This window comes from Massilia sp. TS11 (assembly GCF_022012445.1).
In the GTDB taxonomy this organism is placed as follows: Bacteria; Pseudomonadota; Gammaproteobacteria; order Burkholderiales; family Burkholderiaceae_D; genus Telluria.
The window spans coordinates 179,056-202,731 of record NZ_JAKLTS010000009.1 but is presented as its reverse complement, the minus strand read 5'-3'; the positions used below and the strand labels follow the sequence as shown (position 1 = coordinate 202,731).

At 68.5% G+C, this 23,676-nt stretch carries 25 protein-coding genes; 14 read left to right on the top strand and 11 right to left on the bottom strand.

Features of this window, described 5'->3' with window-relative positions:
* Positions 1-3: 3 nt before the first annotated feature.
* Together LZ005_RS15320 and LZ005_RS15315 are read left to right on the top strand one after the other, a co-directional pair.
* A complete protein-coding gene (locus tag LZ005_RS15320; protein ID WP_237809008.1) occupies positions 4-780 on the top strand; it encodes a hypothetical protein in 777 nt (258 codons plus the stop codon).
* Between the two features lie 3 nt (positions 781-783).
* A complete protein-coding gene (locus LZ005_RS15315) occupies positions 784-1,653 on the top strand; it encodes a hypothetical protein (RefSeq protein ID WP_237809007.1) in 870 nt (289 codons plus the stop codon).
* A 9-nt stretch (positions 1,654-1,662) separates the two neighbouring features.
* Here the strand turns inward: LZ005_RS15315 and LZ005_RS15310 are convergent, their stop codons facing one another.
* Together LZ005_RS15310 and LZ005_RS15305 are read right to left on the bottom strand one after the other, a co-directional pair.
* On the bottom strand, positions 1,663-3,204 hold the full coding sequence (locus LZ005_RS15310; RefSeq protein ID WP_237809006.1) for a cytochrome c peroxidase: 1,542 nt from the start codon (positions 3,202-3,204) through the stop codon (positions 1,663-1,665).
* Between the two features lie 63 nt (positions 3,205-3,267).
* Positions 3,268-4,161 carry a LysR family transcriptional regulator gene (locus LZ005_RS15305; RefSeq protein ID WP_237809005.1) on the bottom strand — a complete coding sequence of 298 codons (894 nt, stop codon included), beginning with the start codon at positions 4,159-4,161 and terminating at the stop codon, positions 3,268-3,270.
* A gap of 74 nt (positions 4,162-4,235) precedes the next feature.
* Here LZ005_RS15305 and LZ005_RS15300 point away from each other — a divergent pair, with 74 nt between their 5' ends.
* The 9 genes from LZ005_RS15300 (at position 4,236) to LZ005_RS15260 (ending at position 12,930) form a co-directional block, all read left to right on the top strand.
* The gene (locus LZ005_RS15300; RefSeq protein WP_237809004.1) at positions 4,236-5,432 is read left to right on the top strand and encodes an MFS transporter; all 1,197 of its coding nucleotides are present in this window, start codon (positions 4,236-4,238) and stop codon (positions 5,430-5,432) included.
* 67 nt (positions 5,433-5,499) lie between these two features.
* Complete coding sequence (locus LZ005_RS15295; RefSeq protein WP_237809003.1) at positions 5,500-7,047, top strand: ATP-binding protein; 1,548 nt, start codon at positions 5,500-5,502, stop codon at positions 7,045-7,047.
* Entirely contained in the window at positions 7,044-7,712 is a 669-nt protein-coding gene (locus LZ005_RS15290) for a response regulator (RefSeq protein WP_237809002.1), read from the top strand. The genes LZ005_RS15295 and LZ005_RS15290 overlap by 4 nt, the downstream gene beginning before the upstream one ends.
* A 123-nt stretch (positions 7,713-7,835) precedes the next feature.
* Positions 7,836-8,303, top strand: coding sequence for a CARDB domain-containing protein (locus LZ005_RS15285; RefSeq protein WP_237809001.1), 468 nt, complete (start codon positions 7,836-7,838; stop codon positions 8,301-8,303).
* Between the two features lie 172 nt (positions 8,304-8,475).
* Entirely contained in the window at positions 8,476-9,117 is a 642-nt protein-coding gene (locus LZ005_RS15280; protein WP_237809000.1) for a hypothetical protein, read from the top strand.
* Entirely contained in the window at positions 9,114-9,809 is a 696-nt protein-coding gene (locus LZ005_RS15275) for an ABC transporter ATP-binding protein (RefSeq protein ID WP_237808999.1), read from the top strand. The genes LZ005_RS15280 and LZ005_RS15275 overlap by 4 nt, the downstream gene beginning before the upstream one ends.
* Complete coding sequence (locus tag LZ005_RS15270; RefSeq protein WP_237808998.1) at positions 9,799-11,031, top strand: ABC transporter permease; 1,233 nt, start codon at positions 9,799-9,801, stop codon at positions 11,029-11,031. Before LZ005_RS15275 ends, LZ005_RS15270 begins: the two co-directional genes overlap by 11 nt.
* Positions 11,024-11,752, top strand: a complete 729-nt coding sequence (locus tag LZ005_RS15265) for an outer membrane lipoprotein-sorting protein (protein ID WP_237808997.1) — start codon at positions 11,024-11,026, stop codon at positions 11,750-11,752. The genes LZ005_RS15270 and LZ005_RS15265 overlap by 8 nt, the downstream gene beginning before the upstream one ends.
* The gene (locus LZ005_RS15260; RefSeq protein ID WP_237808996.1) at positions 11,749-12,930 is read left to right on the top strand and encodes a hypothetical protein; all 1,182 of its coding nucleotides are present in this window, start codon (positions 11,749-11,751) and stop codon (positions 12,928-12,930) included. The genes LZ005_RS15265 and LZ005_RS15260 overlap by 4 nt, the downstream gene beginning before the upstream one ends.
* Position 12,931: 1 nt before the next feature.
* Here the strand turns inward: LZ005_RS15260 and LZ005_RS15255 are convergent, their stop codons facing one another.
* Both LZ005_RS15255 and LZ005_RS15250 read right to left on the bottom strand, forming a co-directional pair.
* Positions 12,932-13,708, bottom strand: a complete 777-nt coding sequence (locus LZ005_RS15255; RefSeq protein ID WP_237808995.1) for a LytTR family DNA-binding domain-containing protein — start codon at positions 13,706-13,708, stop codon at positions 12,932-12,934.
* A complete protein-coding gene (locus LZ005_RS15250) occupies positions 13,705-14,751 on the bottom strand; it encodes a sensor histidine kinase (protein WP_237808994.1) in 1,047 nt (348 codons plus the stop codon). Before LZ005_RS15250 ends, LZ005_RS15255 begins: the two co-directional genes overlap by 4 nt.
* A 166-nt stretch (positions 14,752-14,917) precedes the next feature.
* Here LZ005_RS15250 and LZ005_RS15245 point away from each other — a divergent pair, with 166 nt between their 5' ends.
* On the top strand, positions 14,918-15,244 hold the full coding sequence (locus LZ005_RS15245; protein WP_237808993.1) for a hypothetical protein: 327 nt from the start codon (positions 14,918-14,920) through the stop codon (positions 15,242-15,244).
* 2 nt (positions 15,245-15,246) lie between these two features.
* On the opposite strand, the gene LZ005_RS15240 is transcribed toward LZ005_RS15245, so the two are convergent.
* From LZ005_RS15240 to LZ005_RS15215, 6 genes are read right to left on the bottom strand one after another with little or no spacing between them, the layout of a single operon-like run.
* Positions 15,247-16,488, bottom strand: coding sequence for a CaiB/BaiF CoA-transferase family protein (locus tag LZ005_RS15240; protein ID WP_237808992.1), 1,242 nt, complete (start codon positions 16,486-16,488; stop codon positions 15,247-15,249).
* A gap of 28 nt (positions 16,489-16,516) precedes the next feature.
* Positions 16,517-16,909: an adenosylmethionine decarboxylase gene (speD, locus tag LZ005_RS15235; protein WP_237808991.1), complete on the bottom strand. Its 393-nt coding sequence runs from the start codon at positions 16,907-16,909 to the stop codon at positions 16,517-16,519.
* Positions 16,906-17,094: a hypothetical protein gene (locus LZ005_RS15230; RefSeq protein WP_237808990.1), complete on the bottom strand. Its 189-nt coding sequence runs from the start codon at positions 17,092-17,094 to the stop codon at positions 16,906-16,908. Before LZ005_RS15230 ends, speD begins: the two co-directional genes overlap by 4 nt.
* A 2-nt stretch (positions 17,095-17,096) precedes the next feature.
* Positions 17,097-18,542 (bottom strand): DUF4178 domain-containing protein, encoded by a 1,446-nt coding sequence (locus tag LZ005_RS15225; RefSeq protein ID WP_237808989.1) that lies wholly within the window; start codon positions 18,540-18,542, stop codon positions 17,097-17,099.
* 9 nt (positions 18,543-18,551) lie between these two features.
* Positions 18,552-19,562 carry an SPFH domain-containing protein gene (locus LZ005_RS15220; protein WP_237808988.1) on the bottom strand — a complete coding sequence of 337 codons (1,011 nt, stop codon included), beginning with the start codon at positions 19,560-19,562 and terminating at the stop codon, positions 18,552-18,554.
* Between the two features lie 21 nt (positions 19,563-19,583).
* Positions 19,584-19,970, bottom strand: a complete 387-nt coding sequence (locus LZ005_RS15215; protein ID WP_237808987.1) for a DUF350 domain-containing protein — start codon at positions 19,968-19,970, stop codon at positions 19,584-19,586.
* Positions 19,971-20,033: 63 nt separating this feature from the next.
* Between LZ005_RS15215 and LZ005_RS15210 the strand changes: the two genes are divergently transcribed.
* Together LZ005_RS15210 and LZ005_RS15205 are read left to right on the top strand one after the other, a co-directional pair.
* Positions 20,034-21,545: a polyamine aminopropyltransferase gene (locus LZ005_RS15210; RefSeq protein ID WP_237808986.1), complete on the top strand. Its 1,512-nt coding sequence runs from the start codon at positions 20,034-20,036 to the stop codon at positions 21,543-21,545.
* Positions 21,545-23,152, top strand: coding sequence for an NAD(P)-binding protein (locus LZ005_RS15205; RefSeq protein WP_237808985.1), 1,608 nt, complete (start codon positions 21,545-21,547; stop codon positions 23,150-23,152). The genes LZ005_RS15210 and LZ005_RS15205 overlap by 1 nt, the downstream gene beginning before the upstream one ends.
* Here LZ005_RS15205 and LZ005_RS15200 read toward each other — a convergent pair.
* On the bottom strand, positions 23,149-23,646 hold the full coding sequence (locus tag LZ005_RS15200) for a hypothetical protein (RefSeq protein ID WP_237808984.1): 498 nt from the start codon (positions 23,644-23,646) through the stop codon (positions 23,149-23,151). The genes LZ005_RS15205 and LZ005_RS15200 overlap by 4 nt on opposite strands.
* Positions 23,647-23,676 lie beyond the last annotated feature (30 nt).

Genomic DNA, 23,676 nt, shown 5'->3' with positions numbered 1-23,676 from the left:
GCGATGAGCGATAACAGCAATCTGCCGGCCGTCGTCAAGCAAGTCACCGAACTGGTGCTGGCCGGCTCCCTGCAGCATGCCGAACAGGCCTTCTCCGAGGCCGCCGAAGCGCATGGCGACTATGCCGTGGCCGAAGTGCTCGAACAGATTCCGCCCCAGGTGACGGCCCTGCATCTGGCCGGCTTCGACGGCGGCAAGACCTCGCTCGCGACCCTGCTGGTGCCGCCCAAGGTGTGGGCCGACAGCCTCGCCTTCATCGCCGCCACCTGGCCCGACAACCTGATCGAGGACGATCCCGAGCGCATCGCCGAGTCCCTGTTCGCCCACATCCACGGCGTGGTGTTCGCCACCGACGACGAGGAGCGCCGCCACGAGCTGCTGCAGGCCGCCGCCGCCACCGACCATGGCTGCACCGCGTTTGCGATCCTGTTCTCGCTGGCCCCGCGCGAAGTGCTCGAGCTGGCCGGCGAAATCGCCTCGCGCGGACCCTGGATCACGGCCCACACGACCAGCGACAGCGACATCGTGCCGCTGGCGGTGGAGCTGGCGCGCGCCAGCGAGGATGGCTGGGACCGCGCGCTGTTCGAGCTGTTCCCCGAATTCCGCCACAGCGCCGACCTGGCCGACGCCGAATTCTCGGACGATCCCGACGAAGAGCCCAAGCATCTGCAGCGCACCACGCGCGAGCTGCTGTACCGCCTGCGCAAGCAGGTGCCGAGCGTGCGCACCACGCCCAAGCGCGGCACCCGCAAGAGCCTCGGCACCGGCATCTTCAGTTAAGCCATGCTGCCCGCCCTCATCCAAGCGCGCCCGCCGCGGCTGGTGCGCGCGATCCGCTGTTTCGACCTGCCCGCGCAGGACGAAGACGCCGCCGTGCTGGCCGACGAACTGGCCGGCATCACCGCCATGGTGGCCGAGCGCTTCACCAACGACCGCACGGCCGAAGGCATCCAGCGCGCCTACCTGCTGACGGTCGGCTGCGTCTCGCTCGGCATCGAGCGCACCCTGGTCGAGCAGGACGACGCCAGCGCCCTCGAATACCTGATCGGCGAAGGGGCCGAGCACGCGTTCCAGCAGGGATTCCGCGCGCTCAAGGAGCTGGCCGCGCTGCCCGAGGACAGCCTGGTCGGCGAATTCGACCAGGACCCCGTGTACGCCCAGCGCCGCCTGAAAGAGCTGTTCATCGACATCTGCGCGGCCGACCCCGGCGAGAACTGGGACGGCCCGGCGCGTTACGAGATGCAGCTCAATCAGCGCAAGCAGGTGCAGGCCGTGGTGCGCGCCGCCAGCTGGCTGCGCCGCCACCACTGGGAAGGTCCGATCAAGGACAGCGACCTGAATGCCGAAGGCGTGCTGGCGCTGGCCATCATCTTCGCGGTCGAAGGCGGCGGCCGCATCGTGGCGCGCACCGGCCAGCAGGAGTTCGCGCGTTTCGTCGGCGCCGTGCGCAAGCACAAGCCCGACTTCGAGCAGGGCTGGGCCGAGCTGCTGCAGGTGGTGCCGGTGCAGCACCATCCGGTGCTGGTCGAGCGCATCGACAATCTGCGCGCCCACTGCACGGTGCTGCACAAGCTGAACAGCCGCACCGCGCTCAAGACCCTGTTCGCCGAGCTGGAAAACTACGCCGGCACCGAGCTCGACGCCGACTTCTAAACAACGGGGTCAGAGGGCTTTGAGGAAGGCGGACAGGTCGGCGACTTCCTGCGGCGTCAGGCCGATGCGGAAGCGGCGGTCGTAGAAGCGCACCACCGCTTCGACACTGGTGGCGGAGCCGTCGTGGAAGTAGGGCGAGCGCGCTTCCAGGCCGCGCAGACTCGGTGTCTTCATCTTGCCGATGTCGCGCCAGCGCCCGCTCTGCATGGCGGCGCCCGGATCGCTGACCTCCACCACTTCGCCCGTCGTCTTGTTCTTCAGCGTGTACAGCGGCAGATCGGGCGTGCGCAGCACGGCCGCCGAGGTGCCGGTGTTGAACAGGCGCGGCACCGACAGGGATCCGGCATTCGGCGCTGAATGGCAGCTGCTGCAGGTGGCGCGCGCGAGGCCGGGACGCAAGGTGTCGGTGAAGCCGGCCACGTTCGTCAGCGTGAACGGGCGGGTGTTGAACAGCTGTTCGCCGCGCGCGATGGCGGCGCGCGCCTGGTCCTGGGCGCTCGGTGGCTGCGGGCGGCCGCCGCGCGGCCCGGGCTGGGGCTGGCCCAGATTGCGCCAGGCACCGAACAGGTTGAACACATTGCGGTTGAAGGCGGCGCCGCTGCGGTAGTCGCCCGCGTCCACGTCATTGATCCCGAAATAGAAGTCGGTGCGCGCCAGATTGGCCGGGCCGCCCAGCGCGCCGGCGCTACTGAGGTCGCCCGCGTCCTTCGACACCTGCTGCGCAATCGTCAGGCTCTGCTCGAAGGCGACGATGGCGGCGCGCTCGCTCTCGCTCAGGGCGCTCGTCGCTTCGGCATGGCCCTTGACGGCGTCGCTGGCCTGCTGCGCCAGGTCCTTTTCGAGGGCCGCGTAGCAGGCGGCCGGGCGTGCGCCCTTGATGCACAGGCTGGAGGCGGCGTCGAGCAGGGTCTCGCGCCCGTCCCACATCAGGGTGCTGCTGAAGCGCAGATTGGCCGAGGGCAGGGGGCGGCGGAACAGCGACAGCTCGCGCGCACTCGCATAGCCGTAGGGGTCGTCCACGCGTTCGAGCGTGAATTCGGCATCGGCGGGCAGCGCCAGGCCGACGCGGATCACGCCGCGCGTGAGCAGCATGCTGTAGGCGCTGCGGCGCGCGTCCACGCTGTCAACTCTGGCGTTCGGGCTGTTGGCGCCATCCACCAGGCGGAACACGGGATCGAGGCCGGCGCTGGCCTCGAAGCGCTGCTGCAGGCGCGCCGGGCCGATGGTCCAGCCATTGGCCTCTTCGTGGCAGCTGGCGCAGCTGCGGCCATTGCCCAGCGGGCGAAAAAAGGGATTGGCGCTGTCGATGCTGCCGCTGCTGCTCACGGTCAGGGCCGCGCCTTCTTCGTTCGGCTGCGTCACCGGCACGCTCAGGGTGCTGTGGCCGATGTCGCCCGAGCGCGCGGCGCCGCTGCCGCTGGCGATGCTGCTGTCCTGGACCGGCGCGGGCGTCGCGGCGGGACTGCTGCTGTCGATGCTGCCGCCACCGCAGGCGGCAAGCAGCAGGCTGGGGACGAGTAGGCTGGCGAGGCGGTGGGCGCGTGGCTGCATGATGGGCTCCTGCGTTGAGATGGGCGCAGGATGGCGCGCAAATGTGCAGCAAAAATGGAGGGCTTAGTCGCTCGCCGCGGCGGCCCGGGCGATGGCGACGAAGGCGTCCACCAGCGGCGCGTGTTCGCCCGCGCGCCAACCGAGCATCAGGCTGGTGCGGGCGTCGGCGTCCTGCAGCTGGCGGTAGCTGACGCCTTCCATGCGGATGCGGCGGAAGGTCGCGGGCAGCACGGTCACGCCGCAGCCGGCCGCCACCAGGCCGATGATCGAGGCCGATTCGCCCGCTTCCTGCGCCACGTGCGGACTGAAACCGGCCGCGCGGCACAGGCGCAGAATCAGCGGCACGATGGCGGTCCCGGCCGCCGCCGGGTACATCACAAACGGTTCGTTGGCCAGATCGCGCAGGGCCAGGTGGCGCGTGTGCGCCAGCCGGTGCTCGCTGGGCAGCACGGCCACCAGCGGATCGTCGCGCAGCGGCGCCATCGCCAGGCGCGCATCGGGCACGCTCAGGGGTCGGGTGAAGGCCAGATCGAGCTCGCGCTGGGCCAGCGCTTCGATCTGGCGCTGGCTCGACAGCTCGCGCAGGGTCAGCGTCACGCCCGGGTACTGCTGGCGATAGCGCCGGATGGCGGCCACGAACAGCGGCGTGAACGGGGTGGAGTAGGTAAAGCCAATGCGCAGCTCGCCGGCCTCGCCGCGTTCGGCCCGGCGCGCGGTCTCCTGGGCCTGCTCGGCCAGGGCCAGAATACGCCGCGCATCGCTGAGGAACAGGCTGCCGGCCGGCGTCAGCCGCACCCAGCGCTTGCTGCGCTCGAACAGCAGCGCGCCGACTTCCTCCTCGAGCTGGGCGATCGCATGCGACAGCGGCGGCTGGCCGATGTTCAGGCGCTGGGCCGCGCGCGTGAAGTGCAGTTCCTCGGCGACGGCGATGAAGTAGCGCAGGTGGCGCAGTTCCATAATCTATAAAATGTATGAGAGACGACAGAAATATATATTGGACTGAATTACTGAACAAGCCTAGCATGGTCTGCATGAAGATCGCTGCCGCCACTCCCGCCTTCCACCGCACCAACCGCGCCATGCTGTGCGCCGGCTTTTCCACCTTCGCGCTGCTGTACTGCGTGCAGCCGCTGATGCCGGTGCTGGCCCAGGCCTTCGCCCTGAGTCCGGCCCAGAGCAGCGGCGTGCTGTCGATGGCGACGGCGGCCCTGGCCGTGTCGCTGCTGGTCTCGGGCGTGCTGTCGGATCGGGTCGGGCGCCGCCCGCTGATGCTGGCCTCGATGCTGCTGGGCGCCGTGCTGGCCATCGCCTGCGCCTTTGCCGAGGACTACCGCCAGCTGCTGCTGCTGCGCACCCTGCTCGGCGTGGCCCTGGGCGGGATGCCGGCCGTGGCCATGGCCTATTTGAGCGAGGAGATCGAACCGGCCTCGCTTGGCTTGTCGATGGGCCTGTACATCAGCGGCAGTGCCTTTGGCGGCATGATCGGACGTTTTGTGGCGGCCGCCGTGGCCGACGTTTTCGGCTGGCGCGCGGCGCTGGCGACGATGGGGGTGCTGGCCCTGCTGGTGGCGCTCGAATGTGTGCGCAGCCTGCCGGCCTCGCGCCACTTCCGCCCGCAGCCGGCCGGCTGGGACGTGCTGCTGCAGGGCGCGCGCCGTCACCTGTGCGACGCGGGCCTGCCGTGGATGTTCGCCATCGGCTTTCTGCTCATGGGCTGCATGGTCTCGGTCTACAACTACATCGGCTACCGCCTGCTGGCGGCGCCGTTCAGCCTGCGCCCGGCCGCTGTCGGCGCGCTCGCCGCGCTTTACCTGAGCGGGATCTACAGCGCCGTGTGGGCCGGGCGCCGCGCCGACCGCCTGGGCCGCCGCCACGTGCTGTGGCAGGCGCTGGGCCTGATGCTGTTTGGCCTGCTGCTGACGCTCGCCCCGCAGCTGCCGCTGGTGCTGATCGGTCTGGGCATCTTCACGTTTGGCTTTTTCGCCGCCCATTCGATCGCCAGCAGCTGGGTCGGACGGCGTGCCGGCGCGCCCCAGGCCCTGGCCTCGGCCCTCTACCTGCTGTTCTACTACCTGGGCTCGAGCGTGCTCGGTTCGGCCACCGGCGTGCTGTGGAGCCGCGGCGGCTGGGCGGCCGTGGTGGCGGGCCTTGGCTGCGCGCTCGGTCTCGGCCTGCTGATCGCGATGCGCCTGCGCGGCCTGGCCCCGCGCCAGCCGCAGCCGGCCTGAATTTCCACAATCTCTGCACATTTGGCGGTTATGATGTCCGCGTGAGCTACCGACATCAGGACACCGTATGCGACTGACGATCGCGCGCAAGATCGCGCTGGCGGTGGTCGCCGTCGCCATCCTCAGTATCGGCGCCATGGCCTGGTTCACCACGGCCAATCTGAATCGCGGCTTCGTCGCCTACCTGAATGGTGCGCAGCGCAAGGACCTCGACAAGGTCGCCGAGCTGATCGCCCAGCGCTATGCGCGCGAGGGCAATTGGGACTGGCTGCGCCACCGCCCGGCCGGCATGCGCGAAGTGCTGGCCCGGATGAACCCCGCTAATCCGCTGGTGCTGCCCGAGAATCCGCGGCCGCAGCCGCGCCGCGATGGCCCGCCGCCGCGCGCCGGCGAGCCGCCCCCGGTGCGCGGCTACGGCCCGCAGCGGCCGCCACCGCCGCCGCGCGAGGCCGCACCGCCGCCGGAAGACGAGGGCCGCGCGGGCGAGCCGCCGCGCCCGCGCGATCCCTTCGGCTTTGCGCCGCGCCTGTCCGTGTTCGACGCCGACGGCGAGCCGGTGATGGGCCCGCCCCATGTAGTCGACGCGATCGAGCAGCCGATTCTGCTCAATGGCCGCCTGATTGGCCTGCTCAAGCTGCGCCCGCTGCGCCAGGCCGCCGAAGGTAACGACGGCGCCGCCGCCAGCGCCTTCCTGCGCGATCAGATCAACGAGATGCTGCTGATGGCCGCCGCCCTGATCGCCTTCGCCGCGCTGCTGGCGACGGCGCTCGCGCGCCATCTGCTACGCCCGATTCCGGCCCTGCGCAATGTGACGGCGCGTCTGGCCCAGGGCGATTTCGCGGCGCGCGCGCCCCTGCTGTCGCGCGATGAACTGGCCGAGCTGGCCGTGCACGTGAATGAAATGGCGCAGGCGCTCGAGGCCTCCGAGCAGCAGCGGCGCCAGATGATCGCCGATGTCGCGCACGAACTGCGCACCCCGCTGACGGTGATCCGCGGCGAGCTTGAAGCCCTGATCGACGGCATCCGCAGCGCCGACCAGAAGGCCCTCGAATCCCTGCATGGCGAGGTGCTGCGCCTGAACCAGCTGGTCGACGATCTGCATCAGCTGGCCCTGGCCGACGCCGGGGAGCTGCACTACGACTGGCAGCAGCTCGATCTGGCCGCCCTGGTGCGCCCGCTGCTGGAGCGCTACCGCCCGCGCGCCGCCAAGGCCGGCCTCGATCTCGGTTGGGACCTGCCTACCCAGCCGGTGCCAGTGCGCGGCGACCACGGACGCCTGACCCAGGTGCTGATCAACCTGTTGGAAAACAGCGTGCGCTACACCGATGCGGGCGGCTACATCGTGGTCAGCATGGCCATGGCCGACGACGGCCACGCCGATCTGTGGGTGGAGGACAGCGCGCCCGGCGTCCCGGCGGGCACCCATGCGCACCTGTTCGAGCGTCTGGTGCGGGCCGATAGCGCGCGCACCCGGACCACGGGCGGCAGCGGCCTGGGGCTGGCCATCGTCAAGGTGCTGGTGGAGGCGCATGGCGGCAGCATCAGCGCCGGACCGTCGCCGCTGGGCGGGCTGAAAATCCATCTGCGCCTGCCACTGTCTGGAGAATATGCATGAACAAACAGCCGCATATCCTGGTGGTGGAAGACGACGACAAGATCGCCGCGCTGCTGACGGACTATTTCAGCGCCGCCGGTTTTCGCAGCACCCAACTCGCCAATGGCCAGGCGGCGCTCGACTATCTGCGCTCCCATGCGGTCGATCTGGTCACGCTCGACCTGATGCTGCCCGGGCTCGATGGCGTGGCCGTGTGCCAGCAGCTGCGAGGCTTCTCGCAGGTCCCGGTGATCATGCTGACGGCGCGGGTCGACGAAATCGACCGCCTGCTTGGCCTGGAGACCGGCGCCGACGACTACGTGTGCAAGCCCTTCAGCCCGCGCGAGGTGGTGGCGCGGGTCAAGGTCCATCTGCGCCGCAGCCAGCAAACGCCGCAGCCCACGGGCGCGGCCTTCGTGGTCGACCGCGAGCGCATGCAGATCCTGCATGGCGGGGCGGCGGTAGCGCTGACGCCCGTCGAATTCCGTCTGCTGGCGGAATTGATCGACAACCCAAGCCGCGTCTATTCGCGCCAGCAGCTGCTCGACTTCGCCCACGAGGACCAGCGCGACATCAACGACCGCACGATCGACTCCCACATCAAGAATATCCGCCGCAAGCTGCCGCAGTCGGAGTGCCTGCAGTCGGTGTACGGTGTCGGCTACCGCTTCGAGCCGCCGCTCTGAGTCAGCCGCCTGGCAGCTTTTGTCGGCTCGGCTGACGAATTCTGTCAATCCGCACGCGGAAAGGCCTGGCACGCCGCTTGCAAAGTCCCTGCTACCCACCACATCAACGAGAAAGCAGGGTACATGGGTCTATTCAAGATGCTGGGCAGCGTCCTGTGCGCGGCTGCCATCTTCAACGTCGCGCCGGCATCCGGTATCCACGCCGACGTCACCAGCCTGCAAGGTATGCATTTCGGTACGCGCGCCGTGCCCTGGGGCGGCAGCATCGTGCTGACTGAGCGCGATGCCATGCTGCGCACCAAGGGGCGCTGCGCTTTCAATGTCGGCTACGATCTGCGCAATCTGGGCGACCGCCCCACGGCCAGCTTCAAGAACTTCCTGCTCGCGAAAGGCGCTATCGTCGCCATCAGCAGCGCCCAGCCGCTGCAGCCCGGCGAAACGCGCCATGTCCTCACCCAGCCCTATCTGGAGCCCGGCACCTACGTGCTGGGTCTGCAGCTGGACGCCGAAAACCAGCTGGCCGAATCGAACCTGGCGAATAACGCGCTGGCGCTGACGGTGACCGTCAGCGGCGCCTGCCGGGCGCTTTAGGGCGCAAGCTTTCCCCACGCCGGCGCCGGTGTCCCGCACCGGACCGGCTTTTTTTCGCGCCGCGCCAGCCCCGTTTCGCGGTCGTCCGATTCGTTTTCATCGCTTGCCGCTCGCCCGCCCGCGTGGCCCTCCTTAGTCTGTGCGCAGTCCCACAACACAAGGAGGAAAGACCATGAAACATCTGCTGATCGGCGCCCTGTTCGCCAGCTGCTGCGCCCTGGCTCAAGGCGAGGAAGTCCAGCTCAAAGGCTACAAAGAGGCGGTACAGAACTACGTGGCCGCCACCAATGGCGACGCCAGCGCGCGCGACGCCGCGGCCGACGCCTTTGGCCGCCTCGCTGCCACTCACCCCGAGCATCCGCTGATGCTGGCCTATCAGGGCTCGGCCATTGCCCTGCAGGGGCGCGACGCGCTGATGCCGTGGTCGAAGATGAAGTTCGCCGAGCAGGGCGCCAATATGATCGAAAAGGCCCTCAACCTGCTGGCGCCTGGCCACGACAGCCAGACCATCGGCGGCGTGCCGGAAAGCCTGGAAACGCGCCTGGTCGCGGCCCAGACCCTGCTGGCCCTGCCGGACTTCATGAACCGCGCCACTCTCGGCAAGCGCGCGCTCGACGCGGCCCTGGCCATGCCAGCCCTGGCCAGCGCGCCGGCCGCCGTGCGCCAGCGCGCCTATGCCGTCGCCGCCCAGCAGGCCGCCCGTGAGAAGCGCAGCGCCGACGAAGTCCAGTACTGGAAGCAGGTCGCTGCCCTGGGTCCGCAGACCCCGTCCGGCTTGCGCGCCGCCGCCCGCCTGAAGGAGCTGGGCCAATGAGCAGCGATATCCTGATGCAGCTCGATGGGGTCAGCAAGGCCTACCATCTGGGCGGCGAAACCATCCACGCCCTCAAGGGCATCGACCTGGGCGTGCGGCGCGGCGAGCTGGCCGCCGTCACCGGGCCCTCGGGCAGCGGCAAAAGCACGCTGCTCAACATCTGCGGCCTGCTCGATCAGTGCGATGGCGGCGCCGTCACCTACGCTGGCCAGCCGCTGCGCGCCGGCGACGAGGCGCGCAAGACCGCACTGCGGCGCCAGACCATCGGCTTTGTGTTCCAGAGCTTTAACCTGGTGCCGGTGATGAGCGCGCACGATAACGTCGATTTTCCGCTGCACCTGCTGGGGGTGCCGCTGGCCGAGCGCCGCCGCCGCGTGGGCGAGGCGCTCGAGCGCGTCGGCCTGGGCGGCTTTGGCGGCCACCGGCCCGACCAGCTCTCGGGCGGCCAGCGTCAGCGCGTGGCGATTGCACGCGCCATCGTCAAGCAGCCGGCCCTGGTCATCGCCGATGAACCGACGGCCAATCTCGACGCCATTACAGCGGCCCAGATCGTCGCACTGATGAAGACCCTGGCCCACGAACAGGACACCACCTTTTTGATCGCCACCCACGACGACCGCCTGATCGGGCATTGCGACCGCGCCCTGGTGCTGGACGACGGCGTGCTGGCAGGAGGCGCATATGCTCGCTAAATTCCCCTGGCTCGCCATGGCCCTGAAAAACGCCATGCGCAACCGCCGCCGCTCGTTCGCCACGCTGGCCATCACGGCCATCGGCACGGCCGCTGCTTTGCTCGGCGGCGGCTTCGCCCTGCAAACCTATGAGTCGCTGGCCGAGTTCAGCGCGCGCGACACCGGCCATGTGGTGGTGGCCGCGCCCCACCATTTCGACAACAACGAAGCGAGCCCGCTGGAGCACGGCCTGGCCGGCAGCGAGGACCTGCGCCGCAAGCTGCTGGCCATGCCGGGCGTGATGCGCGTGCTGCCGCGCCTGCAGTTCTCGGGTTTGATCTCGAATGGCGACAAGAGCGAGATCGTGATCGGCAGCGGGGTCGACGCCAGCCAGGAATATCTGGTCAAAGGCCCGACCATGCGCACCGAACGCGGCGTGCTGCTCGATGCGCACGACCCGGCGCGCGGTCCCGGCATCGTGATCGGCAAAGGCCTGGCGCAGAACCTGCACGCGGAACCGGGCAGCAGCCTGACCCTGATTTCGACCACGACCACGGGCAGTCTGAATGCGCTGGACGTGGTGGTGACGGGCGTCGTCAGCACCGGTGTAACGGAGGTCGACCGCCGCCTCGCGATGGTGGACCTGAGCACGGCCCAGGCCCTGCTGGCGACCAAAAAAGTGAGCAGCCTGTCCGTCTATCTGGAGGCGATGGACCAGACCGACGCCTTTGCCGCCAAGCTGAAAGCGGAGCAGGGCGGCCAGCTGGAAGTGCGCACCTGGCTCGAACAGGCGCAGTTCTACCAGAGCGTGAAAAACATCTACGACCGCATCTTCGGTTTCATCGGCGTGATCGTGCTGGTGATCGTGCTGTTCGCCGTGACCAATACCCTGGCGATGGCGGTGCTTGAGCGCACGCGTGAAATCGGCACCTTGCGTGCGATGGGCGCGACCCCGGGCGAAGTGATGAAGGTGTTCACGCTCGAAGGCGTGAGCCTGGCCGGCGGCGGCGCCGTGCTGGGCATGCTGGTGGCCGCCGTCGTCGCACTGTGCCTGGTGCTGTTCAAGGTGCAGATGCCGCCGCCGCCCGGACGCTCGCAAGGCTATCCGCTGGTGGTGACGGTGTCGCCGCTGATGTATCTGGGCGCGGCCGTCACGGTGACGCTGCTGTCCGCACTGGCGGCCTGGTTCGTCAGCCGCAAAGCCGCTAAACAAGCTGTCGTGGAGGCCCTGTCCCATGTCTAAACTCGCAATGATGATTGCCGCCCTGTGTCTCAGTGGCGGCGCCCTGGCGGCCGATATCGAGGCCATGCTGAAAAAAGCCGATAGCTTCCGCATGCCCGATGCCTCGGCCCAGCTGCAGACCGAAGTCCAGACCATCAAGAACGGCCAGGTCGACAAGAGCAAGCGCTACGAGGTGCTGGTGCGGCCCGGCGGCCAGAGTCTGGTGCTGTTCCGCTCACCGGGCGAGTCGGGCCAGAAGGTGCTGATGAAGGGCGACGACTTCTGGATGCTGATGCCGGGCAGTGCGCGGCCGATCCGCATCACGCCGCTGCAAAAGCTGCTGGGCGACGCCGCCACCGGCGACATCGCCACCATGACCTGGGCCGGCGACTATGACGGCGTGCTGCGCCAGGAGACCGAGATCGACGGCCAGCCCTGCTGGGAGCTGGATCTGAGCGCGCGCCGCCCGGCCCTGAGCTACCAGAAGATCACCCTGTTTCTGGCCAAGCGTGATGGCCGCCCTTTGCGCGCCGACCTGTATGCAAGCTCCAACCGCAAGCTGAAAAGCGCGCGCTACGAGCTTGAGCAGCGCGATGGGCGCCTGCAGGTCACGCGCACCTATCTGAGCGACGCGATTCAGACCCAGCGCGAAACTGTGATCCACGTGCTGTCCTCGACGCCGAAGAAGTTTGGCGATGAGCTGTTCAATCCGATGTACCTGAGCCGGAGCGACATCAAATGAGGACCGCGATTGCGCTGGCGGCGGCCATGCTGGCGGCGCCGGCCCTGGCCGACGATCAGCTCGACCTGCGCCTGCGCACCCAGTGGGAGCAGGCGCACGCCAACCCGGACAGCCTGCTGCCGCGGGCCGACAGCCTGCGCAATGTGCAGACCGGCGAGCTGCGTTTTCAGTGGGATGCGCTGGAAGCCAGCGCGGTGCGCGGCGTGCTCAGTGCGCGCCGCGTCAGCGATGGCGGCACGCGCGCCACGCTCAACGAGCTGTCGCTCGAGCGGCCGCTTGGCGCGGGCTTTCTGAGCGCCGGCAAAAAAGTCATGAGCTGGGACGTGGGCTATGCCTTCCGCCCGCTCGACGTGGTGCAGCAGGAGGACCGGCGCGCGCTGTATGCGCCGACGCTGGAAGGCGTGCCGATGCTGGCCTGGGAATGGTTCGACAGCGAGCAGGCCGTGAGCGTGGTGTGGTCCAACCCCGGCGCCGGCCGGCGCGCCCAGCCGCGCGACGACGGTGCACTGGCGCTGCGCTACTACCGGCGCAGCGGCACGCGCGACGAATACGCCGTGCTGCGCGTATCGGCGCGCGACGGGCTTGAAGGCGGCGTGTCGTTCTCGGACGTGGTCAATCCGGGGCTGGAGCTGCATGGCTCGCTGCTGCTGCAGCAGCGCCACACGCGCTGGGCCGGGGCCGGCGGCGGCGCCATGGTGACCCAGGACCCCGGGCATTGGGAGGCGCAAGGCGGCGGCCTGCGCGCGCTGGCCGGCCTTACCTGGACCACCGAGGGCAAGCTGTCGATCATCGGCGAAGCCTGGCGCGACACCACGGCCTATAGCGGCGCGGAGTGGGACGCCTGGCGTGCCCGCAACCGCGCGCTGCAGGCCCCGAGCCCGCTGCCGCCCGCCCTGCAGCGCGCCAATCTGGGCTGGCAGGCCAGCCTGCTGCAGACCAGCACCCTGCGCCGCCAGAACGTGTTTGCACGGGTGGCGCAAAATTTCGGGGATGCGGACCTCTCGGCCGACGTGCTGTGGACGCCCGAGGACGGCGGCCGCATCACCAGTGCCATGTGGAGCTGGAAGCCGGCGCCGTGGTCCGTGTCGGCCAGCCTGCGCCATTTCAGCGGCGGCGCGCCGCTGGCCAGCCTGCCGGTGCGCTGGCAGGCCGTGGTCGCCGTCGAACGCGCCTTCTGATTTACATCTGCCGGAACAGGTGGGCGTAGAGGGGACTGACGCGCGGCCGCTCGCTGCGGCCGCGCAGTTGGAGACTGAGCTTGCCGTTCTCCTCGCGCATGGCGGCCAGGATGCAGCTGCTATTGACCACGGTGCCGCGGTGCACCTGCCAGAACAGGTCGGCGTCCAGCTGCGGCAGCAGCTCGCGCAGGCTGGTGCGGATCAGGGATTCGCTGTCGGCCGTGACCACATTCACATACTTGTCCATCGCCTCGAAGTAGATCACGTCGGCCACCGGAATCATACGCACCTGGTTGCCGACGGCGGCGCGGATCATCTGCAGACGCGGCGCGGGCGGTGCGGCCGGCGCCAGCGCGCGCAGCTGCTGCAGCAGTTGCGCCATCTCGGTCTCCGGCGCGGGCGTGGCCAGGCGCGCCTGCAGGCGTTCGACCGTGCGCGCCAGACGCGCATCGCTGATCGGCTTGAGCACGTAGTCGGCGGCCTGCTGGTCGAAGGCGTCCACCGCATACTGGTCGTAAGCGGTGACGAAGACCACGAGCGGCGGCTTGCCGTCCCAGGCCTCGGTGATCTCCTCGGCCGCTTCCAGGCCGGTCTTCCCCGGCATTTTGATATCGAGGAAAAGCACGTCCGGGCGCAGGGCCAGGGCCTGTTCGACCGCCTGCACTCCATTTGCGCAGGTGGCGACGAATTCGGCCTCGGGCCACAGGCGCTGCAGGGCGGCGCTGAGGGTGGCGGCGAGAATGGCTTCGTCTTCGGCGATCAGAATGCGGATACTCATGGCGTCAAGGGCAGGGTCAGGCGCGCCAGCGCGCCTTCGGGTGAATTGGGCAGCAGCTCCAGGCGGGCGGCGCTGCCGTACAAGGCCTGCAGGCGCTCGCGCGTATTGGCCAGCCCAAGGCGCGTGCCTTTGCTGGCCGGCGCCGCGGCCAGACCGAGGCCGCTGTCGGCCACTTCCAGCAGCAGGCGACCGGCATCGCGGCTGGCGCGCACGCTCAGGGTGCCGCCATCGATTTTCGGCTCCAGGCCATGGATGATGGCGTTTTCGACGAGCGGCTGCAGCAGCAGCGGCGGCAGCTGGCAGGCGGCCAGTTCGGGCGCCAGCGCCAGTTGGTAGCGCAGGCGCTCGCCCATGCGCACCTGCATCAGCCCAAGGTAGGCGTCGAGCAGGGCGAATTCCTGGCCCAGAGTCGTGACTTCGGCGCGCGAGGACGAGAGCGTGGCGCGCAGGTACTGGATCAGCTGGTCGAGCATGTGCTGGGCGCGCGCCGGATCGAGCGCGATCAGGCCCTGCACATTGGCCAGGGTGTTAAACAGCATATGCGGTTCGATCTGGGCCTGCAGCGCCTGCAGGCGGGCCTGCAGCGCGTGCGCCTCCTGCTGGGCGGCGCGCGCCTCGGCCCGCAGAATCCGGTCGCGGCTGGTGAAGAACAGGGTGGCCGCGCCGGTGGCGATCAGGGTGAAGGCCACGCCGGTCATGCTGGTGCGCGAGAGGCTGCTGAAGCCATTGATGCGTGCGCCCAGCAGCAGGCCGGTCAGGGTCATGCCGGCCACCTGGGCGACCGGCACAGCCACCGCCACCAGACCGGCGAACACCAGCCAGTTGGGGCGCGCGCATTCGCCCCAGATCAGCAGGCGACCGCCATCGATCATGGCCCAGGCCAGAGTGCCGATGCACATCGAGGCCAGCAGGTTGGGGCCGAAGCCGCCGCCATTGCCGAGGACATAGGTGAGGGTCAGGGCGCACAGCACATTGAGCAGCATGGCGAAGACGCCATCGCGCAGGAAGCGGCCAAGGGGGAAGGGCGGACGGGCGGGGCTCATGCGCGCATGGTAGCAGGATGCCCGGCGGCCTGGACAGGGGCGTTGCGACGAAACGCCGCCCGCGTGGCGCGAAACGGTGTGCACGCGGCGCCGAACTTTTTAGCGCCCTCAAGGATCGAACCAGGAGCGGCACACTTCGGTGCCGCCTGATTTGGGAGGTCGCATCATGCTGCAAAATTCAGAAATTCAGCAACGCATCACGCGTATCGAACAAGCCGTGGGTCAGGCGGCCCAGTCCTGCCAGACCGAGCAGAATCTGTCGCCCAAGCTCAAACATTGCATCGAGGAGCTCGACAGGCAATGCCATGTGGCGGAAAGCGTCATTCAGTCGCAGGACGAAAACCGCATCCGCCAGTGTGTGGACGAGCTGGAGTCGCTCGGTGACGAGGCCAAGCGCGCCTGCACGATGGACGGCAGCGCGCCCAGCACGGTCAAAGACGCCGTGCTACGCGCGCATGACGAGCTATCGCGCCTGAAGCACCAGTTGCACTGAGCCTAAACCACGCCCTGCGTCCGCAGGGCCGCAATGCGTGCCGCGTCGTAGCCGAGCACCTCGCGCAGGACTTCCTCCGTATGCTGGCCCAGCAGCGGCGGCGGGACGTCCTGGGTGGTGGGCGTGGCCGACAGGCGCATGGGACTGCGCACCAGCCTGACCTGGCCCGCCGTCGGGTGGGGCACGTCGATGGCGATGCCGCGCGCCTTGACCTGCGGGTTCTCGAACACGTCGTGCAGGTCATTGATCGGGCCGCAGGGCACGCCCACGGCTTCCAGCGCGCTGATCCAGTCGTCGCGCGTGCGCGTCTTGACCATCTCGGCCAGGATGGGCACGAGCACGTCGCGGTTCTGCACGCGCAGCGGGTTGGTGGCAAAGCGCGGGTCCTGGCCGAGTTCGGGCCGGCCGCCGGCTTCGACGAACTTCTGGTACTGGCCGTCGTTGCCGGTGGCGACAATGATGTGGCCGTCGGCGCAGGCGAAGGTCTGGTAGGGCACGATATTGGCGTGCGCATTGCCCCAGCGCTTGGGTGGCTTGCCGCTATTCAGGTAGTTGCTGCCCATATTGGCCAGCATGGCCACCTGGGTGTCGAGCAGGGCCATGTCGATATGCTGGCCCTGGCCCGTGCGGTCGCGGTGGGTGAGGGCGGCCAGCACGGCCACGGTCGCATACATGCCGGTCATCAGGTCGGTGATGGCGACGCCGGCCTTTTGCGGGCCGCCGCCGGGCAGATCGTCGCGCTCGCCGGTGATCGACATCAGGCCGCCCATGCCCTGGATCAGGAAGTCGTAGCCGGCGCGATGGGCATACGGGCCGTCCTGGCCAAAGCCGGTGACGGAGCAATAGACGAGGTCGGGCTTGATGGCCTTCAGGCTGTCGTAGTCGAGCCCATAACGCTTGAGGTGGCCCACTTTAAAATTTTCGAGCACCACATCGCAATGCTTGACCAGGTCGCGCAACAGGGCCTGGCCCTCGGCGCTGGCGATGTCGACGGTGACGGAGCGCTTGCCGCGGTTGGCTGCCAGGTAGTAGGCGGCCTCGCTCGTGTCGCGCCCGGCGCCATCCTTGGCATAGGGCGGGCCCCAGGCGCGCGTGTCGTCGCCAAGGGTCGGGCGTTCGATCTTGATGATGTCGGCGCCGAGGTCGGCCAGGTTTTGCGAGCACCAGGGGCCGGCCAGCACGCGGCTCAGGTCGAGCACGCGGATATGCCCAAGCGCCTTGGGCAGGGAGGTCGTTGCAGTCATGGTCGAGGTGAAATGGGCTTGGCCCGGATTATAAGCCGGCGCTGCTGCGCCCCACCAGCTGCGCGCGCTGCCGCTGCGGGGCCAGGCTGGCGCAGATCAGGGCCAGCGCGCGCTGCGGCTCGGCCTGGCCGCACATGAAGATGTCCACCGCCGCAAAGCCGGTCTCCGGCCAGGTGTGGATGGAAATGTGCGACTCGGCCAGCAGCACCACGCCGGTCACGCCCAGGCCGGGGCCGAAGCTGTGAAAGTGGCTGTGCAGCACACGGGCGCCGGCCGCCTCGGCGGCTGCGCGCAGCAGAGTGTCGATGGCGGCGGCGTCGCGCAGACGCTCCGGCGCGATGCCGCCGAGGTCGGCCAGCAGGTGCTGGCCGCTGCTCGCGTGCACGCCGCCCAGTGCGGGGGCAGGCAGGGGCGCGTTCATTTGTGGCCGCCTCCGCCATAGCCGCCGCCGCTGTAGCCGCCGCCATAGCTGCCGCCGCCACCACCGGTGTGCGAGACCCAGCTATTGCCGCCGCCGCGGCTGGCGACGCTGAACAGTTTCACCCAGCTCGAGGCCGTGGTGATGGCGATGACAAACACCGCATACACAAAGAATTTGCCACCCATGCTCAGGACTCGCTCGATTCCAGAAATTTCGCCGGCAGATAGATGGCCAGCGCGCCCAGTACCGGATAGACCCAGGTCGCGCCCGGCTCCAGCAGCAGCGGGATGGCGTTCAGGGCCAGCAGCCACCACAGCAGCGTGGCCAGGGTCGACTTGCGCTGGCGCGGGCTCGGCATGCGCTCGGCCTTCACGTCCTTGCCGAACCAGGCCAGCACCTGGTCATTGGCCAGCCGCACCGAGCGCGACCAGGTCATTTCCTCGGTCGTCAGCTCGGCCGCGAGGCGCGTGCTGCCTTGTTCAAATTCGTACACGCGCACCTGGTCGCCGACCTGCACGCGCCAGTTGAAGGCGCCGGCCGCCCAGGTCACGCTGGCCACGTAGTCATACAGCTTGTGGAAATTGGTCTTGTCGGCCACCACCGATTCCGACGCCGTGGATAGCCACAGCGGCCAGTCGGGCATGACGTTGGCGCGCCACCAGCCGTCCGGGGTTTCCACCAGCCAGAAGAAGCTGTTGCGCGTGTTGTAGACCAGGTATTCGGTCCAGGCATTGCCTTCCTCGTCCTGGCGCTGCATGGCGCCGATGACGGTGTGCAGCTGGCCATTGATCGTGGCCTGGGCGCCCAGGCGCAAGGTGGTGCTGACGCGCTCGACTTCCTCGCCCTTGGCCAGCACCTGGGCCTTGGGACTGGCGGCGTCGATCTGGCTGTGGCAGGCCTGGCAGACCAGATGTCCGGTCAGGCCGGGCAGGTACTGCACGGGCGAGCCGCAGGACGGGCAGTCGAGCGCGGCCACGCGGCCCTTGTACTTGCCGGCGCTGGCGGCGATGGCATCGTCGTCGCGCAGCAGCTGGCATTGCAGGCCGTCGAGGCTGACGGCCTGGCCCTGATAGACGACCGGTGTCGGCCCATCCGAATAGTCGAGGGTCAGGAACTGGCTGCCGCTGCGGAAGTCCGCCACCTCGGCCTGCCAGCCTGCGCCGACACGGAACGGCAGTTCGCCCTGGCCGCCCACGCACTGGGCGCTGCGCTTCTCGGCCGCGGTCCAGGCCTCGGGGCCGATCCGGTACATGTCGCCGGGGACGATGTCGGCAAAACGCGGCAGGGCGCCGCCGGGCGTGATGGCGCGCGTCAGCGTGTACAGGCCGGACGAATCGCCCAGCCAGGCCGTGCCGCCATCCTCGAACAGCAGATACCACTCGTTCCACATGCCGGCGCTGTAGCGCAGCTGGATGCGCCCGACCACGCTGAAGCCGCGCCCGCCAAACACGCCGCTGGTGCCGATCTGAATCGGCGAGTAGTCCTCCAGCACGGAGGACATCTTGCCCAGATCCTTGACGCTGTCGGCGTCCTTCAGCACGCTGGTCTGGCAGTACTCGCACACCGCCATCACGGAGGCGTGCGAGCGGAACTGAACGGGCGCGCCGCAGCTGGGGCAAGAAACGGTTTGCATCCGGGTGTCTTATCCGATCAGTTTTTTCAGCAGTTCGGCCTTGGTGCTGTCGTAGTCGGCCTGGGAAATCAGGCCCTTGTCGAGCAGACCCTTGAGCTTGGCCAGGCGCTCCTCGATCGGTTCCTGGCCCGGAGCCGGCGGCGTCATCGCCTGGTTCAGGCCCTGGCCCATGGCCTGGCCGACCGCCATGCCGGCGCCGAGCGAAGCGCCCAGTCCGGCCAGGCCGCCCTCGTTCTGGGCCGCCAGCGGAATGCTGGAGGCGACCTGGAACTGGGTGAAGCCGCTCATCTTGTTCGGCGCCAGCGAGCCTTTCATGCCGGCCGCGATGCGCTCGTCGAGGGCGGCCTGCAGCTCTTCCGGCAGGCTGACGCTGGTGACGTTGAACTCGTCCAGGCCGATGCCGTATTTGGCGAAGGCCGTGGCCAGATCGCCCTTGACCTGCTGGGCCATCAGGGTCTGGTTGGCGGCCATGTCGAGGAAGGGCACCTGGGAGGCGCCGATCGAATTGGCCATCGTGGCCAGCATCAGACCGCGCAGCTGCTCTTCGACCTGGTCGCGCGTATAGCTCTCGCGCGTGCCGCTGACTTCGGTGAAGAAGGCGCGCGGGTCGGCGATGCGGTAGGAGTACATGCCGAAGGCGCGCACGCGGATCATGTCGAAATCCTTGTCGCGCACGGTGATCGGCTGGGTCGTGCCCCATTTGCGCCCGGTCTGCACGCGCGTGCTGAAGAAGTAGACGTCGGACTTGAACGGCGACTCGAACAGCTTGTCCCAGTTGCGCAGATAGGTCAGCACGGGCAGGGTGGCCGTGCTCAGGCGGTGGGTGCCGGGACCGAACACGTCGGCGATCTTGCCTTCGTCGACGAAAACCGCCATCTGCGATTCGCGCACGACCAGCTGGGCGCCGTTCTGGATTTCAAAGTCCTGCATCGGATAGCGCCAGGCCAGCACACCGTCCTGGTCTTCGTTCCATTGCAGGATGTCGATAAACTGCTTCTTGATGAAAGAACCGAAGGACATGCTTCACTCCTTAGTGAGTGTTCAGGAAATGCAGCCTGCGTTGATCAGGCCGATGGAGAGGGAAATGCCGCCGAGCAGGGTGCCGAAGGCCTTGTTATTGGCTTCGATCTGGTCCTGCGCCATGTGCAGCAGACGTGTGGCGACAAAGTAACACGCGAGCTGCACGATCAGGGCCAGCGCCGCCCACAGCAGAAACTGGCGGTAGTCGGGCGTATGCATGAGGGCCGAGGCCAAGGTGACCGCAAAGCCGAGCACAGCGCCGCTGAGGGACAGGGCGGCCGCCATATTGCCGCCGCGGATCAGCGCCACTTCCTTGAAGGGCGTGATGCCGGTGTAGATCCAGAAAAAGGCGGCCACGAGTCCCGCCGAGAGAAGAAGATGCAACAGGTAATTGAGGATGGCGTCCATGTATACTCTCGGGTGATTGCAAAATTGACAGCACACATGAAATCTTAGAGCAAAAGACCACGCATGACAAAACGGATTTTGATGTTATCGGTGTTCGTGGTCGCGTCCTGCGGTCTGGCCTACGAATTGATCGCCGGCGCCCTGTCGAGTTATCTGCTCGGCGATTCGGTCCTGCAGTTCTCCACCATCATCGGCTGCTACCTGTTCGCTATGGGCGTCGGTGCGCACTTTTCCAAGTTCGTCGACGATGAGCATGTGCTGGCGCGCTTCATCGATATCGAGCTGGCCGTCGGCCTGATCGGCGGCACCTCGGCGGCGCTGCTGTTTCTCAGCTATGCGTGGCTGGCCGCGCCTTTCCGCACCATGCTGTACGTGCTGGTGTTTCTGATCGGCGCGCTGGTGGGGATGGAGATTCCGCTGGTGATGCGCGCGCTCGAGGCGCGCAAGACGGCTTTCAAGGAACTGGTCAGCCGCGTGCTCAGTTTCGATTATCTGGGCGCGCTGGCGGTGTCGCTGCTGTTCCCGCTGGTGCTGGCGCCGCAACTGGGGCTGGTGCGCACCGGCTTCGTGTTCGGCATGGCGAACGTGGCCGTGGCCTTCTGGACCCTGCGCGCCTTCCGCCACGAGCTGGCGGACATCAGCGGGCGCGTGCTGCGCGCGGCCGTGGTGATGCTGGTGCTGGTGCTCGGCTTTCTCGGCGCCGACCGCATGGTGCACTTCGGCGAACGCGGGCTGTTTGGCGACGACATCGTGTATGCCACCAGCACCCCCTACCAGCGCCTGGTGATCACGCGCTGGAAGGACGATCTGCGCCTTTACATCAACGGCAATCTGCAGTTCTCCTCGCGCGACGAATACCGCTACCACGAGGCGCTCGTGCATCCGATGCTCGAGGCCCTGCCGTGGGCGCGGCGCGTGCTGGTGCTGGGCGGCGGCGACGGGCTGGCCCTGCGCGAGGTGCTGCGCTATCCGCAGATCGAGCAGGTGACCCTGGTCGATCTGGACGCCGCCATGACCACCGCCTTCGCCCAGCGTCCGGAGCTGGTGGCCCTGAACCACGGCTCATTCAGCGACAAGCGCGTGCGCGTGGTGAATACCGATGCCGCCCTCTGGCTTGAACGCAGCAGCGAGATGTTCGATGCCGTCATCATCGACTTCCCCGATCCGTCCAGCTTCGCGCTCGGTAAGCTGTACTCGGTGCCGTTCTACGCCAACGTCAAACGCCACCTGGCGGCCAAGGGCCTGGTGGTGGTGCAGTCCACCTCGCCGTTCTTCGCGCCCCACGCCTACTGGACGGTGGACGCCACCCTGCGCGAAGCCGGTCTGCGCACCTGGCCGTATCACGCCTATGTGCCGTCGTTCGGCGAGTGGGGCTTCATCCTCGCCTCGCCCGAACTCGATTACACGCCGCCCACGCGTTACCGCCTGCCGATGCGCTTCCTGAATGCGGAGACGACGCGCGCGATGTTTGTCTTCCCGCCCGATATGCCGGCCCTGCCGATGGCGCCGAACCGCCTGAACACCCAGTCGCTCGTGCACGAATTCGAGCAGGACTGGCGCCGGGTGATCCGCTGATGGACCGGCGCAGCTTCGTGCTGGCCGGCGCCGCGGTGGCGGCCGGCGCTGGCCTGGCCTGGGGCGGGCGGCGCTGGGTCGATTATCCGGCCGGCGTGCACTTCCCGGGCCGCGCCGAGGGGCATGCGCTGCGCGACCACACGCAGCTGCCGCCGCCGTCCGAGCGGGTGGAGACCGATATCGTCATCCTCGGTTCCGGGGTGGCGGGTCTGAGCGCGGCCTGGAAGCTGCGCAAGCTCGGCCACCGCGGCGCCCTCATCATCGACGGCCCGCAACCGCAGGGGAATGCGGCTGGCGGGCGCTTCGGCGACTATGCCTATCCGACCGGCGCCCACTACCTGCCGCTGCCGTCGCCGGAATCGACCCATGTGCGCGAGATGCTGGCCGAACTGGGCATCATCCAGCGCGACCCGTTTGCCGAGAAGCCTTACTACGACGAGCGCGCGATCCTGCATGCGCCCGAGGAGCGCCTGCTGCATCAGGGCCACTGGCAGGACGGCTTCATCCCGACCGAGGGCGTGCCGGCCTGGGAGCTGGCCGAGCAGCGCCGCTTCTTCGCCGAGGTTGAGCGCCTGCGCCAGCTGCGCGGCAGCGACGGCCGCCGCCTGTTCGTGTTTCCGACCGTGCTCTCGAGCGAGGACCCGGCCTGGCAGGCGCTCGACCGCATCACCCTCAAGGACTGGCTCGACCAGCACGGCTACCGTGCGCCCACCCTGCACTGGTATCTGAATTACTGCTGCCGCGACGACTACGGCGCGCGCTACGATCAGGTGTCGGCCTGGGCCGGCCTGCATTACTACTGCTCGCGCTGGGGGCAGGCGGCCAATGCGGGCAACGGCGCCTGGCTCACCTGGCCGGGCGGCCTGTCCGTGCTGGCCGACGGCCTGCAGCGCCTGGCCCAGGCCGAGCACCGCGCCGGGACGGCCGTGCGCGTGCGCCGCGCCGGGCAGGGCGTGGAGGTGGACTGCTTTGCGCTGGTCGACGGCAAACCGCGCAGCTACTCGGTGCGCGCCCGCAAGGCCATCTGCGCCATGCCCCTGTATGTGGCGGCGCGCGTGGTGGAGGACATCGGCGCGCTCGGCTTCGACGCGCGCCAGCACACGCCGGCCTATGCGCCCTGGCTGGTCACCAGTTTTCTGATGCGTGATTTTCCCGGCGAAGGCCCGGGCGTGCCGCTGTGCTGGGATAACGTCGTCTACGATGAACCGGGCCTTGGCTATGTGGTGGCCACCCACCAGGACATCCGCGTTACGCCGCCCGAGAAGACGGTGTTCACGTCCTACGTGGCGCTGTCGCACCAGAGCCCGAAGGCGGCGCGCGAGTGGCTCGTCAACAGCACGCCGCAGGCCATCATGGAGCTGGCCGCGCGCGACCTTGAAGCGGCCTATGGCTGGAAGTTCGCGCCCTGCGTCGAGCGCGCCGAAGCGACGGTGCGTGGCCATGCGATGGCGATTCCGCGCCCCGGCTTTCGCAGCAATGCCGGCCTGCGTGCGCTGCGCGCGGCCAGCGGGCCGATCCTGTTCGCCCACGCCGACCTGTCCGGTTTTTCCGTATTTGAGGAAGCCGCGTGGTGGGGCATCGCCGCGGCCGAACGGGCGCTCGCTTAGCGGATGCGGCGCACGCGCGGCGACTTGTTGGTCTGGTCGAATTCCATGTAGACGGCGCCCAGCATGCCGCGCCGGAGCACCACGCGCGGGTTCTCCACGCCGACCAGGCCATCGCTGTCGTCCACCACGCGCCACACCTGGCCGTTGGCGAGCGTGATCGCCAGGTTCGGGCGCCAGCCTTCGAAATAGCCTTTGATCGAGGTCTCGATCACGTCCAGCTGCTCGCCCGGCTTCTTCACCTGCTCGATGCCGAAATTGGCGACGCGCGGGTCGTCGGTCTTGGCGGCCGGCGCGGCCGCCGGTGCCATCGATGCGGCCGCTGCCGCCGGAGCGGCGGGGCGCGCGGCCGGGGCCGGTGTGGCGACAGCAATCGCGTCATAACAGGCCAGACGCGCGCTGGCATCGCCAATCGCGCGGCAACGCTGCAGGGCGGCGTCCTGGGCCAGGGCGGGGGCGCTGGCGGCCAGCAGCAGCAACAGGGGAATCATCTTCATGCGGAACCTCTTCGGCTTGGGTTCCGCATT

Bases quoted from the DNA above. Each gene is read 5' to 3' on its own strand.
- LZ005_RS15285 (WP_237809001.1), top strand. From the start codon at position 7,836: ATGGGTCTATTCAAGATGCTGGGCAGCGTCCTGTGCGCGGCTGCCATC.
- LZ005_RS15290 (WP_237809002.1), top strand. From the start codon at position 7,044: ATGAACAAACAGCCGCATATCCTGGTGGTGGAAGACGACGACAAGATC.
- LZ005_RS15300 (WP_237809004.1), top strand. From the start codon at position 4,236: ATGAAGATCGCTGCCGCCACTCCCGCCTTCCACCGCACCAACCGCGCC.
- LZ005_RS15205 (WP_237808985.1), top strand. From the start codon at position 21,545: ATGGACCGGCGCAGCTTCGTGCTGGCCGGCGCCGCGGTGGCGGCCGGC.
- LZ005_RS15250 (WP_237808994.1), bottom strand. From the start codon at position 14,751: ATGAGCCCCGCCCGTCCGCCCTTCCCCCTTGGCCGCTTCCTGCGCGAT.
- speD (WP_237808991.1), bottom strand. From the start codon at position 16,909: ATGAACGCGCCCCTGCCTGCCCCCGCACTGGGCGGCGTGCACGCGAGC.
- LZ005_RS15245 (WP_237808993.1), top strand. From the start codon at position 14,918: ATGCTGCAAAATTCAGAAATTCAGCAACGCATCACGCGTATCGAACAA.
- LZ005_RS15310 (WP_237809006.1), bottom strand. From the start codon at position 3,204: ATGCAGCCACGCGCCCACCGCCTCGCCAGCCTACTCGTCCCCAGCCTG.
- LZ005_RS15305 (WP_237809005.1), bottom strand. From the start codon at position 4,161: ATGGAACTGCGCCACCTGCGCTACTTCATCGCCGTCGCCGAGGAACTG.
- LZ005_RS15320 (WP_237809008.1), top strand. From the start codon at position 4: ATGAGCGATAACAGCAATCTGCCGGCCGTCGTCAAGCAAGTCACCGAA.
- LZ005_RS15230 (WP_237808990.1), bottom strand. From the start codon at position 17,094: ATGGGTGGCAAATTCTTTGTGTATGCGGTGTTTGTCATCGCCATCACC.
- LZ005_RS15215 (WP_237808987.1), bottom strand. From the start codon at position 19,970: ATGGACGCCATCCTCAATTACCTGTTGCATCTTCTTCTCTCGGCGGGA.
- LZ005_RS15275 (WP_237808999.1), top strand. From the start codon at position 9,114: ATGAGCAGCGATATCCTGATGCAGCTCGATGGGGTCAGCAAGGCCTAC.
- LZ005_RS15200 (WP_237808984.1), bottom strand. From the start codon at position 23,646: ATGAAGATGATTCCCCTGTTGCTGCTGCTGGCCGCCAGCGCCCCCGCC.
- LZ005_RS15260 (WP_237808996.1), top strand. From the start codon at position 11,749: ATGAGGACCGCGATTGCGCTGGCGGCGGCCATGCTGGCGGCGCCGGCC.
- LZ005_RS15280 (WP_237809000.1), top strand. From the start codon at position 8,476: ATGAAACATCTGCTGATCGGCGCCCTGTTCGCCAGCTGCTGCGCCCTG.
- LZ005_RS15270 (WP_237808998.1), top strand. From the start codon at position 9,799: ATGCTCGCTAAATTCCCCTGGCTCGCCATGGCCCTGAAAAACGCCATG.
- LZ005_RS15255 (WP_237808995.1), bottom strand. From the start codon at position 13,708: ATGAGTATCCGCATTCTGATCGCCGAAGACGAAGCCATTCTCGCCGCC.
- LZ005_RS15220 (WP_237808988.1), bottom strand. From the start codon at position 19,562: ATGTCCTTCGGTTCTTTCATCAAGAAGCAGTTTATCGACATCCTGCAA.
- LZ005_RS15295 (WP_237809003.1), top strand. From the start codon at position 5,500: ATGCGACTGACGATCGCGCGCAAGATCGCGCTGGCGGTGGTCGCCGTC.
- LZ005_RS15315 (WP_237809007.1), top strand. From the start codon at position 784: ATGCTGCCCGCCCTCATCCAAGCGCGCCCGCCGCGGCTGGTGCGCGCG.
- LZ005_RS15240 (WP_237808992.1), bottom strand. From the start codon at position 16,488: ATGACTGCAACGACCTCCCTGCCCAAGGCGCTTGGGCATATCCGCGTG.
- LZ005_RS15265 (WP_237808997.1), top strand. From the start codon at position 11,024: ATGTCTAAACTCGCAATGATGATTGCCGCCCTGTGTCTCAGTGGCGGC.
- LZ005_RS15225 (WP_237808989.1), bottom strand. From the start codon at position 18,542: ATGCAAACCGTTTCTTGCCCCAGCTGCGGCGCGCCCGTTCAGTTCCGC.
- LZ005_RS15210 (WP_237808986.1), top strand. From the start codon at position 20,034: ATGACAAAACGGATTTTGATGTTATCGGTGTTCGTGGTCGCGTCCTGC.